The sequence below is a fragment of the Kingella sp. SNUBH-2017 genome (assembly GCF_028680565.1).
GTDB lineage: Bacteria > Pseudomonadota > Gammaproteobacteria > Burkholderiales > Neisseriaceae > Kingella_D > Kingella_D pumchi.
Map to the genome: position 1 here is coordinate 1 of NZ_JAPHVK010000018.1, position 14,027 is coordinate 14,027.

At 55.6% G+C, this 14,027-nt stretch carries 14 protein-coding genes and 1 pseudogene; 6 read left to right on the top strand and 9 right to left on the bottom strand.

Going from position 1 to position 14,027, the window contains the following annotated elements; genetic code table 11:
* Nucleotides 1-415: 415 nt before the first annotated feature.
* Nucleotides 416-1,429 (bottom strand): zinc-binding alcohol dehydrogenase family protein, encoded by a 1,014-nt coding sequence (locus OP500_RS10945; RefSeq protein ID WP_274070970.1) that lies wholly within the window; start codon nt 1,427-1,429, stop codon nt 416-418.
* Nucleotides 1,430-1,648: 219 nt separating this feature from the next.
* On the opposite strand from OP500_RS10945, the gene OP500_RS10950 reads away from it, so the two are divergent.
* Nucleotides 1,649-1,999, top strand: coding sequence for a winged helix-turn-helix transcriptional regulator (locus tag OP500_RS10950; RefSeq protein ID WP_274070971.1), 351 nt, complete (start codon nt 1,649-1,651; stop codon nt 1,997-1,999).
* Nucleotides 2,000-2,052: 53 nt separating this feature from the next.
* Here the strand turns inward: OP500_RS10950 and OP500_RS10955 are convergent, their stop codons facing one another.
* Together OP500_RS10955 and OP500_RS10960 are read right to left on the bottom strand one after the other, a co-directional pair.
* Nucleotides 2,053-2,262, bottom strand: a complete 210-nt coding sequence (locus tag OP500_RS10955) for an alpha/beta fold hydrolase (RefSeq protein ID WP_274070972.1) — start codon at nt 2,260-2,262, stop codon at nt 2,053-2,055.
* Between the two features lie 12 nt (nt 2,263-2,274).
* Nucleotides 2,275-2,901, bottom strand: a complete 627-nt coding sequence (locus OP500_RS10960) for an NADPH-dependent F420 reductase (RefSeq protein WP_003778214.1) — start codon at nt 2,899-2,901, stop codon at nt 2,275-2,277.
* A gap of 104 nt (nt 2,902-3,005) precedes the next feature.
* Between OP500_RS10960 and OP500_RS10965 the strand changes: the two genes are divergently transcribed.
* Nucleotides 3,006-3,881, top strand: coding sequence for a LysR family transcriptional regulator (locus OP500_RS10965; protein WP_274070973.1), 876 nt, complete (start codon nt 3,006-3,008; stop codon nt 3,879-3,881).
* A 14-nt stretch (nt 3,882-3,895) separates the two neighbouring features.
* Here OP500_RS10965 and OP500_RS10970 read toward each other — a convergent pair whose 3' ends face one another.
* Nucleotides 3,896-4,060 carry a hypothetical protein gene (locus OP500_RS10970; RefSeq protein WP_274070974.1) on the bottom strand — a complete coding sequence of 55 codons (165 nt, stop codon included), beginning with the start codon at nt 4,058-4,060 and terminating at the stop codon, nt 3,896-3,898.
* A 211-nt stretch (nt 4,061-4,271) separates the two neighbouring features.
* Here OP500_RS10970 and OP500_RS10975 point away from each other — a divergent pair, with 211 nt between their 5' ends.
* The 3 genes from OP500_RS10975 (at nt 4,272) to OP500_RS10985 (ending at nt 7,059) form a co-directional block, all read left to right on the top strand.
* Complete coding sequence (locus tag OP500_RS10975) at nt 4,272-4,622, top strand: DUF1801 domain-containing protein (protein WP_274070975.1); 351 nt, start codon at nt 4,272-4,274, stop codon at nt 4,620-4,622.
* A 265-nt stretch (nt 4,623-4,887) separates the two neighbouring features.
* Nucleotides 4,888-6,141, top strand: a complete 1,254-nt coding sequence (locus OP500_RS10980; protein WP_274070976.1) for a hypothetical protein — start codon at nt 4,888-4,890, stop codon at nt 6,139-6,141.
* A 123-nt stretch (nt 6,142-6,264) separates the two neighbouring features.
* Nucleotides 6,265-7,059, top strand: coding sequence for a helix-turn-helix transcriptional regulator (locus tag OP500_RS10985; RefSeq protein ID WP_274070977.1), 795 nt, complete (start codon nt 6,265-6,267; stop codon nt 7,057-7,059).
* Nucleotides 7,060-7,142: 83 nt separating this feature from the next.
* On the opposite strand, the gene OP500_RS10990 is transcribed toward OP500_RS10985, so the two are convergent.
* From OP500_RS10990 to OP500_RS11005, 4 genes are all read right to left on the bottom strand, one after another.
* Nucleotides 7,143-7,691 carry a YbhB/YbcL family Raf kinase inhibitor-like protein gene (locus tag OP500_RS10990; RefSeq protein WP_274070978.1) on the bottom strand — a complete coding sequence of 183 codons (549 nt, stop codon included), beginning with the start codon at nt 7,689-7,691 and terminating at the stop codon, nt 7,143-7,145.
* A gap of 406 nt (nt 7,692-8,097) precedes the next feature.
* Nucleotides 8,098-8,994 (bottom strand): transposase, encoded by an 897-nt coding sequence (locus OP500_RS10995; RefSeq protein ID WP_274070979.1) that lies wholly within the window; start codon nt 8,992-8,994, stop codon nt 8,098-8,100.
* Between the two features lie 490 nt (nt 8,995-9,484).
* A complete protein-coding gene (locus OP500_RS11000; protein WP_274070980.1) occupies nt 9,485-10,696 on the bottom strand; it encodes an esterase-like activity of phytase family protein in 1,212 nt (403 codons plus the stop codon).
* 310 nt (nt 10,697-11,006) lie between these two features.
* Nucleotides 11,007-11,978, bottom strand: coding sequence for an IS110 family transposase (locus OP500_RS11005; RefSeq protein ID WP_274070981.1), 972 nt, complete (start codon nt 11,976-11,978; stop codon nt 11,007-11,009).
* 894 nt (nt 11,979-12,872) lie between these two features.
* Here OP500_RS11005 and OP500_RS11010 point away from each other — a divergent pair.
* The gene (locus OP500_RS11010; protein WP_274070982.1) at nt 12,873-13,343 is read left to right on the top strand and encodes an energy transducer TonB; all 471 of its coding nucleotides are present in this window, start codon (nt 12,873-12,875) and stop codon (nt 13,341-13,343) included.
* Here OP500_RS11010 and OP500_RS11015 read toward each other — a convergent pair.
* Nucleotides 13,333-14,027: pseudogene (locus OP500_RS11015) on the bottom strand (zonular occludens toxin family protein); the annotation flags it as partial. The gene OP500_RS11010 and the pseudogene OP500_RS11015 sit on opposite strands and share 11 nt — an antisense overlap.

Sequence of the window (14,027 nt, forward strand, 5' to 3'; positions counted from 1 at the left end):
CCGGTTGTGTCGATGGGTTGCCCGACCGCTCCCTGAGCTACGCAACGGTTGTTTGCCTTGGTCGGATGCGGGCGGCGGCGGGCGGTTTGTTGCTATGATACGGGTGTTCCGATATACAAGGTCGGATACTTGTATCCGGCATTTCCGCAAGCAAAGTTCCAAGCATACCAACGGCTATCGGATTCGAGAATTCGACCTACAACTGCTGCCATGCGGTGCGTAGGTCGGGCATTCATGCCCGATGGAAAGAGGAAACAAAGCAAAACGTCGGGCATCAATGCCCGACCTACTGCAAAACCAAAACCATCCGCACACGATAAAGGCAGCCTGAAAGCTGAAATAGGCTTTCAGGCTGCCTTTTTGCGATGAATCGGGGTTGGGTTTCAAGCTGCCTTTATCCATCTCTCAAGCCAGCTCACCACCCTGCCAGCACCACCTTGCCAATCATATCCCCGCGCTCCACCAGCTGATGCGCGCGGCGCAGGTTGGCGGCGTTGATGCCGTCGATGGTTTGCGTGGCAGTGCTGTGCAGGCGGCCTTCGTCCACCAGTTGCGCGACTTTGGCGAGGATTTCGCCCTGGCGCGCGATGTCGGCGGTCTCGCGCAGCGGGCGGGTGAACATGAATTCCCAGTGCAGCGAGATGCTTTTGCCTTTCAACGGGTTGGCGTCGAGAACGTCCGGGTCGTCAATCAGTGCGATGCGGCCTTGCGGCGCGAGCAGTTCCGCCAGTTGCGGCAGGTAGTGTGCGCTGTGGTTGGTGGAAAATGCCCACGATGGCGCGCCGATGCTGAGCACGGCCACTTGTTCGGGCAGGTTGTGATGATGGTTGATGACGTAATCCGCGCCGAGCGCACGCACCCAGTTTTCACTTTCCGGACGCGAGGCGGTGGCGATGGTTTGGATGTCGGTGAGCGTTTTCAAAAGCTGCACGGTTATCGAGCCGACGCCGCCCGCACCGCCTACCAGCAGCAGGGCGCGACTGCCGCCGGCGACGGGTTTGTTCACGTCGAGGCGGTCAAACAGGGTTTCCCACGCAGTCAGCGCGGTCAGCGGCAGCGCGGCGGCTTGGGCGAAATCGAGCGTGCGCGGTTTGCGGGCGACGATGCGCTCGTCCACCGCCTGCAACTGGGCATACGAGCCGGGGCGGTTAATCACGCCGGCGTAATAGACTTCGTCGCCGACCTGAAAATGCCGCACGCCGCTGCCGACGGCTTTGACCACGCCTGCCGCATCCCAGCCCAAAATGCGGTACTGCCCTGCGGCAGGCGTATGCGCGGCGCGGACTTTGACGTCGGCGGGATTGACCGACACGGCACGCACTTCGACCAGTAAATCACGTTCGCGCAGTTCCGGCGTGGGCAGCTCAATGTCGAGCAGGCAGTTTTCGTCGTTGGCAGGCAGCGGGCGGTTGAATCCAATGGCTTTCATTTGATGCTTCTCCGTTGTGTAAAAGGGACGTGCATCTTAAAATGCGGGCGCGTGCTTGTTAAGAACGCACTTATTTTTCAGTAGGTTACTTATTGGATACTGGCAAAGGCCGTCTGAAAGCAGATAAAAACGTCGGGCATCAATGCCCGACCTACAAACTGCCAAAGGCAGCCTGAAAGCCGTTTCAGACGACCTTCAACCATCAAACAAGGAACACTCATGGGCAAAACCGCACACCGCGCATTTGACTGCGCCGAAGGCTGCTCGGTGGAAGCCGCGCTCGCCGTTATCGGCGGCAAGTGGAAAGGCACGATTCTCTACCGCCTGCATCGCGACGGCGTGCTGCGCTTCAACGAAATCCGCCGCATCCTGCCTGCGGTGTCGCAGCGCACGCTGACCGCGCAACTGCGCGCGCTGGAAGCCGACGGCATCATCGAACGCACTGTTTATCCCGAAGTGCCGCCGCGCGTCGAATACCGCTTGAGCGCCTACGGGCAAACGCTTGCACCGGTGCTGCTCGCCTTGAAGGCGTGGGGCGATGGACACAAAGAACGCGGCAAGGCAGCCTGAAAAACAAAAAAGGCCGCCTGAATTCGTTCAGACGGCGTTTTGTTTTCTAACCCTCAATCCCGCAGAAACTTGTCAATCATCGCCCAGGCAGCGGAAAAGTCGCTTTGCAGCACGCCGTGCGGGGCGTTGGCAACGATGGCGAGTTGCGCCTTGGGCATGGCGCGGTAGGCGGCAAGTACGGTATCGAGCGGGGCGTTTTGGTCTTTTTCGCACGCCAGCAGCAGCGTTGGCGTTTGGATGTGGGCGAAATCGGCGCGGCTCATGCCGAAGCGGTTTTACAAGCCCGACCACATCGGGGCGATGCCCGTACCTTTGCCGAGGAAGAAGCCGAACAGGATGTTCATCTCGCCCAGCGGTTCGAGGAAACGGCTGTTGCGTAAGCCGCCTGCATCCACCGCTTTGAAGCCCATGTCTGCGGTCAGCGCTGCCGCCCGTTTTTTCGCCTCTTCATCATCGGCGGCGAGAAATACCTGAACCGTCTGCCCACTGCGTGCGGCCGGGTCGAGCAATTGGGCGAAAACGGTGTTGAATCCTTTGACCACGGCCGCCTGCGGTGCGGCTTTGGCGATTTCCTCGGCAGCGGACGTCGTAAAGCCCAGCGACAGGTTTTGGAAATCCGCCGTAACGGGATTGCTGATGTCAATCAGCGTCTTGCCCGAAACATCGAGCTGCTGCAACACTTCCGCCGCAGCGGCATAAGGCAGGGCGAGAAACACGGTCTGCGCCGCAGCAACGGCCTGTGCAAGCGTGCCGCCCTGCGCCTGTGCGCCGGTTTTCTGCGCCAGCGCCTGCGCTTTGGCAGCGTCGCGTGCGCCGATAAATACATTTTTGCCGGCAGCGGTCAGTGCGGCAGCCAGCCCTGCGGCCATATTGCCGCTTCCGATAATAGCGATGTTGCTCATGTTGTTGCTCCTGTGCTTGTTGGGATGGCGGGATTATCGCCCTTCCAAATCCGCAAGAGTAGTCGCTAAAATGAAAACGAAATTTTCAGATATGGAAAGCAAAGATGGATTTCAACGCGATAAAAGTGTTTACCGCCGTGGTGCAGGCGGGCAGTTTGTCGGCGGGGGCAGCGCGCTTGCAGATGCCCGTTGCCACCGTCAGCCGCAAAATCAAAGAGCTGGAAAACGGCCTCAACGTGCAGCTTTTGGAACGTACGGGGCGCGGCGTGCAGCCGACGCTTATCGGTCAGCAGGTGTACGAGCAGGCGCATTTGAGCGTGGAAACGCTGGATAACATCGCGCAGCAAGTCATCGGCGAGCAGGCGCAATGTGCCGGGCGCTTGCGCCTGTCGCTACCGTTGACGTTTGAGCCGGGCTGGCTGCTGCTGGGCGATTTTCAGGCTGCCTATCCGCGGGTTGAGGTCTTCGTCCTCGCCACCGAGCGCAAACTGGATTTGTTGGCCGAAGGCATCGATGTCGCCCTGCGCAGCGGCGGTTTGGCAACCGACAACCTCGTCGCCCGCAAATTCGGCGAGATGCGCCTGCAACTGGTCGCCAGCCCCGACCTGCTCGCCCGCTGCGGCACACCGCACCGCCCCGATGAGTTGGCGCAAAAGCCCTGCATCGGCTGGTCGCCCCTGCCCGAACATCCCGTGCGCTGGTCGCTCGGCGGACAAAGCATCATCCCGCCCGCCGCCTTCTGCTGCAACGACTACCGCCAACTGCGCCAGCTCGCCCTGCTGGGGCGCGGCATCACCGACCTGCCCGATTTCTTCGCCCGCCCGCTGCTTGCCGAAGGCGCATTGGTCGAAGTGCTGCCCGATTTTCCCTTCCCGCAGCTGCCGCTGCACCTGCTCTACGTCAAGCACCGCCACCCGTCGAGCGTGGTGCGGGTATTTGTCGAATTTTGTTTGGATAATGCGGGCAAGTATTTGGCATAAACCCGAAAGCTGCCCTACCCCGCCCGTTCCGCCAACACCTCGCCCAAAAAATCCGCCACCGCGCGGATTTTTGCCGAGCGGCGCAAGTCTTCGTGCAGCACCAAATAAATATCGGCGGCAAATTCTTCCTTTTCCACCGCGTCATGCAGTGCCGTAGGTCGGATACTCGTATCCGACACTTTTCAGACCGTCTGAAAGCCTAAAAAGGCAGCCTGAAAAACTACACGACACGGCAAATCGCAAAAACCGTTTCGCCGTTTGTATAAAATACAGCCTTGCCGCCCATACGGTTTTCAGGCTGCCTGAAACCCGCCCGCGCCGTAGATAGCGGTTTGGAATACTTTGTCGGGCATCAATGTCCAACCCACAAGCCCAAATTAGGAGAAGACCATGGATCAAAAAGTAAAAAATCTGCTGGATGATTGGCAAAAGAGTAATCCTGTCTTGTATGAAATCGCCAATAGTGTGCGCACGAAAATAGGGCAACTGGCAGATACGGTAGGCGAAGAAGTGAAATATGGCGGCATTTTGTTTGCTGCCCCCAAACCATTTTGCGGCATTTTTGTTTATAAACAGCATGTAACTGTGGAATTTGCTCACGGTGCCGAGATGGCAGACCCGCACGGTTTATTGGAAGGCAAAGGTAAAGGCCGCCGCCATTTGAAATTACATACGCTTGAAGATGTGGAAAATAAGCATTTGGCGGAGTACTTACGGTTGGCGCAACAAGCAGCAGAATAAAATGCCGGGCTGAAAGAGCGCTGAACTACGACGGCAACCGTTTTCAGGCTGCCTTGAATGCTGTCTGAAAACCCGTTTGCAGGCTTCGCACGGAGTTTGTAGGTCGGTGCATTTATGCCCGACAAACACAGATAAATTTTAAAACGTCGGGCATAAATGCCCCGACCTACGGCTGCGCTTGCTTTCAGGCTGCCTATGCCTATCATCATGCCGTCTGAAAAACCCAACCCATCCAAACCCCCAAACCCACATCAGAAAGCCCCCCATGCCCACCGAAATCCGTATCACCTATTCCCGCCTGAAGATGTTTGTGATGTCGCTCGTTCTGCTCGCCATCGCCGCTGCCGCATCGCCGCTGCTGTTTGTTGGCAGCCTAAAATCTGTCCTAAGCGGAGCTTTTATCGTTTTGTTCTGCTTGGTGTTTGCCGCCCTTTTGCTCTACCACGCCGCCGATAGCCGCACCAAACTGGTGTTAAACGCCGACGGTATCCGCATCGTCCAAGCGTTTACCGAAGAAGAACTCGACGGGGTTGGCGCGAAAAGCGGCAGCAAAACCAAGCGCGAAAACGTTTTTTATCCGTGGGAGCAGATTAACAGCGTGGTTTTCGTGTATCCGTTTCCCGCCACCCTGTACCTGAACAGCGAGCCTGCACGCAAATTCAAAGCCGAACTGGAAGAACTGGAAGCCGAGCAGCCGCTGCCCGATAACGCCACGCTCGAACAAATGGAAGCGCGCGTCGCCAAATATCTGCGCCTGTCGGAAAGCATGACCCGCCAGCGCGACTTCTCCATCACCCTGCCCGTGATGTACCTGCTGCACGGCAAACACCTGCCCGATTTAATCTGCACGCTGGCGGCAGAACCCGACAAAAGCCGCCGCCAAGCCGTGCTCGACGGTTTTTGCCAAACCTTTTTCCCCAAAGCCCTTGGTTCGCGCCCCGTCGCGCCACCCGAACCGCGCGAGTTCCCCGTCTGCCTGCCCACCCAAGTCAGCATCCGCAGCATTGGCGGCGGCTATCCGCTGGCAAACATTTTGTGTGCCCTGATGCTTATCGGCAGCCTTGTTTTTGCCGCCGTAATCGTGCGCAACGCCGCCGATCCTGCCGACATCCGCGGATTTCTGCCGCTGCTGCCCTTTGCCGTCATTACCGCCGCCGCATGTGGGTGGCAGCTGTCCCGCTACCGCCGCCGTCGCGCCGTGCTTGCCGCCATCAACCGCCCCGAAGCGCAGCCGTGGAAACTCGTCGCCATCCCGATTTACATCGCCGGCACCAATCACAAACTCAGGCGGACGTATTATTTCTACCCCGCGCCCATCAACGGCAAAATCCGCAAAATCACATTTAGCGACCACAACTTCCAACCCGTGCGCCGCCACGGACAATATCTCGCGTTTGCCCCGCGAGGCGGCGGCGCGCCCGTTCCCATTGACGCCGAGCTGCGTAATATCCGCGGGCTGAACGCGGACGAACGCCGCGAGCTGTTGCGCCAGATTAAAGAACTGGAAGCAAAGTTTTAGACGGCAGCAAAGGCAGCCTGAAAGCCAATCTCCACTTTCAGGCTGCCTTAATGCCGTCTGAAAAGGTAGCCTGAAAACGCCTTCCCCCTTATCATCTCTTGTTTTGATTCAACTGATTTTGCCATGCCGACGATTAACCATTTTGCCTGTCCCCAGCATGTGGAAACGGGCAGCGTGTTGCAGCACAAAAAACTTTCATTTGCGCAATCGCAGTTTGCACAGCCGATGATTGTGCGCGTGGTGCACGGGCGTAAAACACTGCGCTACGCGGGCGGCGAATTGGCGGCAACGGCGGGGCAATGGCTGCTGATTGTGGGCGGGCAGTCGTTTGATGTGCTGAATGAGCCTGATGGGGCGCAGGGTTATCGCTCGGAATGGCTGATGCTGGGCGATGAATGGGTGGCACAGTTTTTCGCGCAACACCCTTCGCGCGAAACGGTGGATTTGGCGCGGGTGCTGCATCCTGATGCGGCGTGGAATGAAGCGTTTTTGCGTGTGGTACAGGGCGTGCAGGCGCGGCTGCCTGAAACGGTGTTGGCAGCGCGGACAATCGAACTGCTGGCTTGGCTGGCGCAAGCCGGGGCGGTGTTCAATCCGCATTCGGTGCAGCGTTTGAGCAAGCAGATACGCCAACTGATTGCGCGGGATACCGCTGTCAACTGGCAGATAAGGGATGTGGCGCGGCAGTTGGGCATGAGCGAAACAACGCTGCGGCGGCGGTTGGCAAACGAAGGCACGTCTTTTCGCGAACTGTCGGGCAGTGTGAAGATGATGCGCGCACTGACCCTGCTGCAAACTTCGCCGCTGGGCGTGGCGCAGGTGGCGTATGCGGTGGGCTATGAAAGCCCTGCGCGGTTTGCGGCGAAATTTCGGGCGCATTTTGGTTGTACCCCGAGCGATGTACGCAGGGCGCGTTAATCATCCGCGTATCGGCAGCCTGAAAACCCCCACCACAGCAAAAAAGGACGCACTACATGGCGTCCCTTTTTTCGTTTCATCCCTTATCGCGCTTGGCGCACGGTAACTTTTGCCCTGCCCAGCGCGTGGGCATTGGTGAAAAAACCAACCAGCGCGGGCGTGGCTTCGGCGGTGATATTGGGCAGCGTGGCCACATCCACGGCGGTAACGGTGATTTCATAGCGGTGGTTTTGCCCCTTGGGCGGACACGCGCCCATAAAACCCGCTGTGCCACCATCGGTGCGCGTTTGCAGCGCGCCCGGCGGCAAGGGTTGGTTTTCAGGCAGCGCAGAGACGTTGGCGGGGATATTGGCGACCACCCAGTGCATCCAGCCCAAACCTGTGGGTGCGTCTTTATCGTACATCGTCAGCACAAAACTTTTTGTGCCTTTGGGGGCGTTTTTCCACGAAATCGTGGGCGCGATGTTGCCACCTGTGCAGCCAAAGCCATAGGCTTCGCTTAACACATGGCGTTCGGCGAAGTGTCCGTTTTGCAAACCGCCCACTTGCACGGTAAATTTTCCTTCTGCCCCAGCTGTGGCAGAAAGCGCGGTAAAACCCGTCAGCGCAGCGGTATAGAGCCATGTTTTCATAATGTTTTCCTTATTGGAATAGGGTTGAAAACGCAGATTATAGGGATGAGCCGCACGCCGCATGATGCCGAAACGTGCAAATATTGTGCGGATTTGGGCAGCCTGAAAACAGGTTTGCGGCTGTTGCGAAGTCCAAACCCGTCTGCCGTTTTTCAGGCTGCCTTTAAAAACAAGCGCCGTAGGTCGGTGCATTTATGCCCGACAGAAATAGGAAACACAGCAAAAAACGTCGGGCATGAATGCCCACTCTACACGGCGTTTCAGGCTGCCCTGATGCCGTCTGAAAAGGCAGCCTGAAACCGCATTACACGGTTTCAGGCTGCTTTTTTATTCCGTCATTCCCGCACAGGCGCACTACTGTCCGGAATAAATAACCCATACAAATCAGCACGCCAAGCACTTAACTTCAAAAAAACACTCCCTGCATCCGCGCCAGTTCAAGCCTTTCCCGCCTTCGGCGCGCGTAGTGGGCATACGGCGTTTGCGGCCGCTCAAACAGGCTGCCCGCAATCCGTGCGCACAGCAGGTGCAGGCTCTCGCCCATCCGGCCGCTTTGCCGGTACAGCTTCAGCAGCAGATACGCAATCATCGCGCACAGGATTTGCAGTTTCACCGCGTTGGCGCTGCGGCCTAAAAAGCGTTGGATGGTTTCAACGGCGGCATTGGTTTTGAGCCGGGTGACGAAATAGGCGCCCGCTTCATCCAGTTTGGCCCACCAGTTGTAGTCGCAATAGCCTTTGTCAAAAACATAGGTGGCGCCTTTTTCAGGCTGCACGATGTGGCGCTCGTCCACATCGTTAACCCGGGCGTCGGTGATGCTGTGGGCAACGGGACATTGGTCGGCATGGTTCATTAGGATATGGAGTTTTAAACCGGTGATGCGGCCGTTGTGGGTTGTCCATTGGTCAAAGCCGCGTCCTTTGAGCACAATCGGGGTGGAGTCGAGCAGGTAGAGTAAATCGCCAGCCTGTTTGCGCAGGGTTCTGCCGCATAGGGCACTCAGTTCAATAAGCATGTCGGCAAACGGGCGGGGGTCGCGTTTGGCCGGCGCTTCTGACAATGTGGAGCGGCGGATGCTGCGCATATTCAGGTGGTAATGGTGGCTGCTGTGGGCGTTAAAGGATTGCCCGGGTGTACGCAGGCTGGTGCAGCGGCCAAGCTGGGCGTAAAGCATGCAAACCAACAGGTTTTGGCAGCCGAAGCCTTTACTGTGTTTGTCGGCCTGGTGTGTGCGGACATGGCGGGCGAAGTGTCCGTTCATAACGGGCTTGATGATTTGCTGAAAGCGGCTTATGCTGTACATGGTTGCAGTTCCGATGTTTTTGAGTTGACGCTCTGGGGTTTACCCGTAAAAACGTTGGACTGCAACCTTTTTGTTTGGGTTGCGGGGTTTTATTCCGGACAGTAGTGCGCCTGCGCGGGAATGACGCCGTTTGGGCGGGCTTGCGTAAGCTAATGACGGCGCGGGGAAGTTTCGTAGGTCGTATTCTCGAATCCGACAGCCGTTGGCATGCTTGGGGTTCCTTTGCGGAAAAACGTCGGATACAAGTATCCGACCTACGCATCAAAAGGCCGTCTGAAAGCAGTAGGTCGGGCATTGATGCCCGACAAATTCCCTTCGCAATATCAGGCATAGTTGGGCATGAATGCCCAACCTACGCTTATCCGCAATATGGCGGCGGGCATAAAAAGGCAGCCTGCGTAGCGAAGCGGAGTTGCGAAGCTAAAACCTTGCACACAGGTTTTAGCTTCGCAACTCCGCTTCGCTACGCAGGCTGCCTTTGGCTTGATGCTTATTTGATGTTCAGCGGAATGCGGTACAGGCGCGTGGCATCGGTTTCGCCGTTGGGCAGGCGTTTGGGCACGATGGTGTGGTTGTCTGTGGAATCGATGCCGAAATCGTCATCGTTGATAATCCACAGCGTTTTGCCGCCGTCTGCCACCCACATACCTTCAAATTTAGACGACTGAAAATCCACGTCTTTTTTTACGTCGCTTACCAGCGTTTTGCTTACGGGCTTGATGCCGGCGGCGGCGAGTTCTTCCCAAGTGTTTTCTTCAATGGCTTTGCCGTTTACTTTCAAGCCGTTTTCGCTGTCGACGGGGTCGGAAACGTCGGTGGCGCCGCGCAAATCAATCAAATAAACGTGTTTCACGTTTTTGCCGTTGTGCTCGTCCACCAAAAAGCGGTGTTCGTCGATGGCGCGGATTTCGGAGTTTTTCCAATAGCTGCCGCCTTGGCGGTACAGGTATTGCTTGGTTTTACCTGTCGCCAAATCAAACGACACAATGCGCGTTACCGATTCATTTTTCACCGCATCTTTGCTCGGGTTGTGCAGCGCGGATTGCATGATGCCGACCAGCACGCGGTTGCTCGGCGTGGTGGTCAAGCCTTCCATGCCGCGGTTGGGGCGCAGATGGCCGAGTACGGCGGGCAGGCGGCGGCCGTTGGTTTGCACGCCGCGCGGGCTCATGCGCTCGAGCTCGAAGCCGTTGCGGTCAAAGTGCACGATGTGCGGGCCGTATTCATCGGATACCCAGAAGGTGCCGTCTTTCATTACCGCCAGCCCTTCACTGTCGATGCCGGTGATGTCGCGCTGCAAGGGGCGTTTATTAACATCCACCACGGTTTCTTTGGATGTGCCGTAGCCTTTGGGGTTAGGCAGGCCGGTGAGCGGTTTGCCGTTGGCGTCTTTGAGCGGGATGTCGCGCAGTTTTTTAATCGTGCCGTTGGTTTGGATTTCAAAATGGCCGATGTTGGGCGTGAAGTTCGGTTGCAGGAAGATTTTGATGTTTTCACCACCGTCGGCATTGGGGCCACGGTCGGTTAAGCCGTAGAAACGATTGGGGTTTTGCGGGTCGGCGTCGATGGACGAGCCGTAGCCTTTGTAAAACGGCACGCCCTGAACTTCGCCCAGTTTTTCCACGGGCATGGGGATGGTTTCGGCAAGGGCCGGATGGGCAGCAAGCAAGCCGATAACGGCGGCAAGAATAGTGTGTTTCATGATTTCCTTTGTTAGCTTAGTGCAAGATTTGTAAAAAACGCGATATTCTAATTTATTTTATGTTAAGAGACAAAGGGAAAATTGCGCCTGCGTGCTGCTCTGCCGCATGGTGGCATGTGCAAAAAGGCAGCCTGAAAACCTTGTGTTCGGCTTTTCAGGCTGCCTTTGGCTTTCAGATGCTACCTTAGATGTAAACCCAATTTTACAAAATAAATTGTATCTTGCTGTTTTTATTGATTATGTTTTGTTGCATTTTGTGCAGACGCAAAAAAGGCGGCAGTTTTCTGCCGTTTTCTTTTTGCTGCGGCCGCTAGCTTTGCGGCCGATAGCGGTGCGGCTCGTAGGGCTTGCCGGTTGTGTGGACGTAGTAGGCGATGATAGCCAGCTTGCGCATGATGGCGCCAATGATCACTTTCTTGTGCTTTTTCTTCTTGGTTAACCGTTTTATCAGCTCTGGGAAATAGCCGTTACGGTAGGCGACCATGGCGGGCATAAAAAGGGCGCCGCGCAGTTGTCTGTTGCCGTAGTTTGTCATCTGCTCTTTGCCTTTGACGCTTGTGCCGGATTCTTTCTTTTGCGGCACTAGTCCGGCAAAGGCGGCAAACTGCTTTGCGCCTTTAAATTTTAGGGCGGTTAGGTAGTAGGCGAGTTTGGCGGATGTGATGACGCCGATGCCGGGGATGCTTTGCAGTTTATCGGTAGTGGCTTTGGTGCCGCTGTCGCCACCGGCTGCGTCGTTTATTTCCTTCTCTACTACGTCAATATGCCGTTGAAGCTGTGCAATCTGCTCTTTGTGGATGCTTTGGACAAATTTGTCTTTGGCGGCCTTTAGACGGTTTTTCTGGGCTGTCATCTGCTGTTTGAGTTGGCCGTGCAGTGCCATGAAACGCTTTAGGCGGTATTGGTCTGCGCTGGGTGTATGCCGTTGCTCTAGCTCTGCATCTAGGGCGGTGAAGCAGTATTCGGCGATGATTTTTGCGTCCTGTTTGTCTGTTTTGGTGCGGCTGAAGCGCTTTTTGGCGTAGCATTTGATTTTAAGCGGATTGACGACGTAAACGGCGTAATCGTTGCTTAGGGCATCTGCCGCGGCTTCGTAATAGTCGCCGGTGGCTTCCATGCAGATGTGCAAATCGCTTTGGCCAAAGGCGTCCAGCCATTGTTTCAGGGATTGGATGCCGTCGGCGTCGTTGGTGAAAACGGCGCTGGTGATTTGTCTTTCTGCCGGCATGTAGGCGGCGTCGATGGTTTTTTTGGAGATGTCTAATCCGACGGATGTTCTCATGTGATTACCCTTACTATACAGGTTCGCGGTTTGCCGCGTCCTTTGATGCTACTCAATTTCACAAACAGAAAGAGAGCGGCCGCCTAATCTGATAGACGGGCTATAGTGCCCCGGCTGCTTACAGGCTGGCTGCTCTTTGCTGCGGTTAGCTAGGCCGCAGCGGTGGGGATTGTAACAGCACCACCGTCGGCGGGTAATCTGAAACTGGACTGAAGCGGAAACGGCTACTGCAAAAGGTGTGATGTTTTGGGCGGCGGCGCCGCCTGAAGCTGCACCTTTTGCAGTTTTTGTTTTCCGATACTGAAGCGGAAACCTTTGCGGGGGACTAGCCCCCCGCGCCCCCCAGTCTCACTTGCGACGCCGCGGGGGCAGGGGGACGGCGCGAAAAGCGCGCGCCTTACCACCTGCCCTTGCGGCAGAGTGTGGGGTCGCCTGCAGGGCATCAAGGGGGTATTCATAAAGATTTGGGAAAAAGCGCCCCAAATCTTTACAAAGCTTCCCCCTTGACGCCCTTCCGGCTCCGTGATGTATCAAACGATACCGAAACCCAAGCAGGCAGGCCGGGAAATTTGGCGGGCAGGCGGGCGAACAAGGGCAAATTCAATTTGGACAATTTGTATAATATTCTAAAGTAGAAAATCTACAGAATATTTAAGTATCCTGTTATTAAATTGGCACAAAAAAATCCAATTCAATAACAGCATATTACCAAAAGAATAGATGCAATATATTGGACAATAAATGTCTTTTTAATATGTTTATAGTACATATCGTCTAAATTAATACGCTTAAAATGTAATATTTAGACAGTTTGTATATTGCAGCCTACCAGAAGGATACTTTGCTATTTGCAAAGTACAGCTATAATCGGGCTTTTTAAGCGGAGAATCAACCATGAAGCAAAACATCATCATTGTGCTGTTGTCGGCCATATGCGGGCTGTTGGGCTATATGGCGGCGAAAATGCAGGATAGGCCGGATGCGGTGCAAGTGGCCACTTTGACAACCGGATCGCCCGGCCATGCGAATCAAGTGGCCACTTCTATGGCCGAACAGACTGGCCAGGCGGATGCGGGCGGGACAGTGGAAACATCTCACAGCAAAAAATCAGGCCGGAACTGCACAAAAATAGGCTTGCCCAATCCGCCTTACCCTGAAGACGCTCAAAATGCAGGAATTGAAGGAGAAGTCAGCCTTGAATTTGAAGTCAAAGATGATGGCTCAACCCAAAACGTAACCATAATAAAAAGCAGCGGCAATACCAGTTTAGACAACATGGCATTGCGCGCTGTTAAAAGTGCCAGATACGCAAAAGGCAATACAGAATGCTTTAAAACCAATTTTAACTTCAGAATTATTGAATAACATCCAAATCACTGTTATTGCCCTGCGTGAGACTGGGCAAGGATCGGCCGCCTAGCTGGGAAACCTGCGGGCGGCTTTGCTCTTGCTGCTGTTGGTATCCGTAGCTTCTGTTTGCCGGCGTCTGATCTTGGTATTCGTCGGCCAGATAGGGATTGTAGATGCCGTCTTCAACGTATTTCAGGCATTGGGCTTTGTCGATATCGAGCGTAGTTGCCTGATCTGTGTAGCAGGTGCATTTGCTGCCGCTTTTGACGCAGGCGGCGGGGTAAGGCATGGTTTGGATGTTGCGGTTGCGGCCGTTATAGATGGGTGCCGTCCACGGCTGGTCGTCGATGCTGGGAATGTAGTCGGATGCGCTTAATGGACGGTTCGGATCTTGGGCGGGCATCTGCTGCATCTGTTGTTGTTGGCCGTAAACGCCGCCTGATGCGTTTTGCGGGGCGTTTGGCTGTTGGCCTTGGGTTTGCCCTTGCCCGGCTTCTGGCTGGGCTTCCTGCGCCTGCTGCGGCTGCAATCTGGACTGATAGCTGTTGTTGAGCTTGTAGGCGTTATAGGCAACAAAGCCGATTGCCAAGGGCATTACCCAAATCCACGAGCTTAGGGAGCCTTTGAGTTTGGTGTGCTCTTCTGCACTTTTATACATACCAAAGGCATCTTTTTTCAGCCAGTAGATGCTGTTTTTAG

What these genes read in the sequence shown, in the direction of transcription:
- OP500_RS10945 (WP_274070970.1), bottom strand. Translation starts at nt 1,429, where the DNA reads ATGAAAGCCATTGGATTCAACCGCCCGCTGCCTGCCAACGACGAAAAC.
- OP500_RS10950 (WP_274070971.1), top strand. Translation starts at nt 1,649, where the DNA reads ATGGGCAAAACCGCACACCGCGCATTTGACTGCGCCGAAGGCTGCTCG.
- OP500_RS10955 (WP_274070972.1), bottom strand. Translation starts at nt 2,262, where the DNA reads ATGAGCCGCGCCGATTTCGCCCACATCCAAACGCCAACGCTGCTGCTG.
- OP500_RS10960 (WP_003778214.1), bottom strand. Translation starts at nt 2,901, where the DNA reads ATGAGCAACATCGCTATTATCGGAAGCGGCAATATGGCCGCAGGGCTG.
- OP500_RS10965 (WP_274070973.1), top strand. Translation starts at nt 3,006, where the DNA reads ATGGATTTCAACGCGATAAAAGTGTTTACCGCCGTGGTGCAGGCGGGC.
- OP500_RS10975 (WP_274070975.1), top strand. Translation starts at nt 4,272, where the DNA reads ATGGATCAAAAAGTAAAAAATCTGCTGGATGATTGGCAAAAGAGTAAT.
- OP500_RS10980 (WP_274070976.1), top strand. Translation starts at nt 4,888, where the DNA reads ATGCCCACCGAAATCCGTATCACCTATTCCCGCCTGAAGATGTTTGTG.
- OP500_RS10985 (WP_274070977.1), top strand. Translation starts at nt 6,265, where the DNA reads ATGCCGACGATTAACCATTTTGCCTGTCCCCAGCATGTGGAAACGGGC.
- OP500_RS10990 (WP_274070978.1), bottom strand. Translation starts at nt 7,691, where the DNA reads ATGAAAACATGGCTCTATACCGCTGCGCTGACGGGTTTTACCGCGCTT.
- OP500_RS10995 (WP_274070979.1), bottom strand. Translation starts at nt 8,994, where the DNA reads ATGTACAGCATAAGCCGCTTTCAGCAAATCATCAAGCCCGTTATGAAC.
- OP500_RS11000 (WP_274070980.1), bottom strand. Translation starts at nt 10,696, where the DNA reads ATGAAACACACTATTCTTGCCGCCGTTATCGGCTTGCTTGCTGCCCAT.
- OP500_RS11005 (WP_274070981.1), bottom strand. Translation starts at nt 11,978, where the DNA reads ATGAGAACATCCGTCGGATTAGACATCTCCAAAAAAACCATCGACGCC.
- OP500_RS11010 (WP_274070982.1), top strand. Translation starts at nt 12,873, where the DNA reads ATGAAGCAAAACATCATCATTGTGCTGTTGTCGGCCATATGCGGGCTG.